This window comes from Aeromonas sp. QDB11 (assembly GCF_027705265.1).
In the GTDB taxonomy this organism is placed as follows: Bacteria; Pseudomonadota; Gammaproteobacteria; order Enterobacterales; family Aeromonadaceae; genus Aeromonas; species Aeromonas allosaccharophila.
The window spans coordinates 1-2883 of sequence record NZ_JAPDBM010000135.1 but is presented as its reverse complement, the minus strand read 5'-3'; the positions used below and the strand labels follow the sequence as shown (position 1 = coordinate 2883).

Sequence of the window (2883 nt, the reverse complement as noted above, 5' to 3'; positions counted from 1 at the left end):
ACGGGATAGTTGGCTACCGTGGCCACGGCAGATTATCAGAGGGGAGGAGATGCGCCTATCCTCGCGGTCTGCTGCCGGAGAAAAGCGCACGAGGTGTACCGAGGTTGTGGCTCCCGAGTCACCCGGGCAGGCACGCAATCGCTAGAGCTGACTGCGCAGTATGTTCACCAGTACAGGTGCGAAGGGCTCCTGCTTGCCTTGTTTGGGCTGGCTCAGATCTTCGATCAGCATTGTCAGCAATTGTGCATCATCTTCCAGCGCCAGTGCCTGCTGATCATCGCCATAGTGGGTCCAAATCAGGCTATCCACCAGCTGTTTGCGCTTGGCAACCAGCACCTTGTTGCTTTGCTCCGTATCACCCAGATTGAGTACCCGGATCGCCTCTTTGGCTCTTTCCGTCAACCCCTCAACCCGACCACTCCATTTAAAGCGCAACTCGGTTTCGCACTCAGGCATCAGCGGGGTCAACGGCAGAGGCTGCGAGCCATGGGCGGCATCGCACTGTTTCGGTGTTTTGCAACTGGCTACCAGATTGCTGAAATCCATGGTGCGCTTAGGGGCGAGATCCCTAGCCTCAACATGCTCGTTCATGGTGTCTTCACTGGTGCCGCTGATGGCTTGGCAACAGTAGGCGCAGAGATGGAATTGCTCAGTAGTGCAAGCCTCCCGGATCTGCTGGCGAATTGCCTGACCCTCTTCATCGTTGGGTAGGTCGTGATATCGAGCATGAGGATTTTGACGTTTGAATGCCGCCAGACTTGCAGGTTCTTGTCCCTTATAAATCTTGCGCACGGCGCAGCTCCTCTTTGCGCAGCAGCAGGCTAGCCTTGGTCAGCTCCAGGTTGTTGGCTGGCAGCTCGGCTCTTAGCGCGGCCAGCAGGGCATTGGCCTTATCAAATTGCCGATCTTGAATTAAATCGAGTAAGTCATTCAGTCGGCTCGCCACCCGCTCATTGCGAATAGCGGTATCCATCACCTCCAGCAGCACCGAGTTGGCATCCTGACCATATTGGGATGGCACTTCAGTCAACTCGCCATTATCGAGCGAATAGACCAGTACATCCTTGCAATCGCTGATCACCAGGGGGGAGTGGGTGGTCAGCACAAACTGACAGTTGGGGAAGGTATCAGTGAGCCGCTGGATGATAGTACGTGCCCACTGGGGATGCAGGTGCATGTCCACCTCGTCGATCAGCACCACCCCATCGCCGTGCAGCGGATTTTCCAGCTCCGGATTCATCATTGCGAGGCGGCGGGCAATATCGCCCACCAGTGCCATCAGGGATTTCTCCCCTTGCGACAGTTGCAACACATTGAGGGTCTGACCCTCCTTGTCGATGGACATATGCAGACGCGGCTTACGGCGGACCTTCAGATTTTTAAATCCGGGCATAAAGTTGGCAATAGCTGTGCGCACCGCCGTCAACTGACGATCTCTGGCTGATGCCTGTGTCTGTTGCAACTTTTGCCAAAGATCAGGACCGAGTAAATCTTGAAGTTCATTAAGAACTTCAGTAGGGATTACCGACTCGTTTTCGCTATCTTCCCGCTCGCGAAACCACTCAAAGAAACGACGAAAATCGACTCCTTGACTCAGCGAATTGTCATAACCATCGAGTTGGCGAAATGAATGTTTCTCTTTGATCTTTAGCAGAATATCCAGCACCACCCGCTCGACTGGGTAGAAGGCGATCAGGGGTAAGCTGACATTTTCCTGCTCTGTCAATCGTGCTCGATACTCATCGGCTAGTTTGCTAGCGTCGGTCAATATGGATTGCTCGTTGCTCTTGCGACCGGCGCGAGTTTTGGTGAGAGACCAGATGTATTCCTTCAGCTGATCGTGTAGTTGAAGAGAGACCACCGCGGTATTGGCGCCATTGAGGATGACCTCTTCCGGGATGGGGCTGCCGCTGCCTTTGTCGCTGCGCAAACGGGCAACAAACCAGCTGAGTGAGGTCGCCAACGATTTGAGTACCGAGGTTTTGCCTGCACCATTGTTGCCAATCAGCACGGTCACATTCGAGTTGACCCGCTCCGTGGGGGCAAACTCGATGGCAAGACGCTCAAAACGCCCCAGATTTTCGAGGGTGAGTTGTTTGATTTCCATGCTCTATTCCTAATTTTGCTGCCAACACGACCTTATCTCGCCTGCACTTGGCTTACAACCCGTCGAATGTTGCCGCTGACTGCACATCATACGAGCGGGTCAGGCCGTTGCGCGAGGCTTGCGGGGCCCACACTTACCTTTTTTGCCGCTGGCGGTGGCCCGCTCGGTCTGAATGCGGGCCAGCAGGGCGGCGGTTTCTCGTGCGTCCGATTACGCTTCGCTAATCGAACCTACGTCGCGGATGTTTTGGTTGCCCGTTTGCGCGGCTTGGCAGTGGCCCGCTCGGCTTGAATGCGAGCCAACAGGGCGACGGCGCTATTGTCGCCACTGATCAGGTCCGGGTTGGCTGCGCGCCAGTCGGCGGTCAGCTCGCCACGAAATGCCTTGGCCAGAATGGCCTGGGTCAGGTTATCGACCCGCGCTTTGGCCGTCTTGGCCTGCTGCTCGATGGTATCGGCATAGGCAAAGAGTTGTTCTACGCGACGGACAATTTCGGTTCCTGATTACCCATGACCCTCAGCCAGCTTCAAGAGCCGATATGGCATCGGAGGGCTTGCCACGACTGCATGCCCCAATTCAACCAACATGCTCTTGAGGTCAAAACGATGATTAAACCGGAAGCAGTATTCCGCAAGATGCCTTGGTAAATGCTTCGCTCCGAGCGTATGGCAACTGCCCCGCAGCGAGTTTTTCACATTCTGCGTATTCCGGCGAAGTTGAACAGCCATTCCGGCCAACGTGAACACCCTGATCCTTAACGCGCTCACGTCACCCCG

3 protein-coding genes and 1 pseudogene are annotated in these 2883 nt (G+C 55.4%); 1 reads left to right on the top strand and 3 read right to left on the bottom strand.

Annotated features, from left to right (window positions below; all coding sequences use genetic code 11):
• Positions 1–141: 141 nt before the first annotated feature.
• Both OKC40_RS22070 and OKC40_RS22065 read right to left on the bottom strand, forming a co-directional pair.
• Positions 142–792: a hypothetical protein gene (locus tag OKC40_RS22070; protein ID WP_270796992.1), complete on the bottom strand. Its 651-nt coding sequence runs from the start codon at positions 790–792 to the stop codon at positions 142–144.
• Positions 776–2107 (bottom strand): AAA family ATPase, encoded by a 1332-nt coding sequence (locus tag OKC40_RS22065; protein WP_270796991.1) that lies wholly within the window; start codon positions 2105–2107, stop codon positions 776–778. The genes OKC40_RS22070 and OKC40_RS22065 overlap by 17 nt, the downstream gene beginning before the upstream one ends.
• A 287-nt stretch (positions 2108–2394) precedes the next feature.
• On the opposite strand from OKC40_RS22065, the gene OKC40_RS22060 reads away from it, so the two are divergent.
• Entirely contained in the window at positions 2395–2610 is a 216-nt protein-coding gene (locus tag OKC40_RS22060) for a hypothetical protein (RefSeq protein ID WP_270796990.1), read from the top strand.
• Here OKC40_RS22060 and OKC40_RS22055 read toward each other — a convergent pair.
• A pseudogene (locus tag OKC40_RS22055) lies at positions 2611–2883 on the bottom strand (hypothetical protein); the annotation flags it as partial.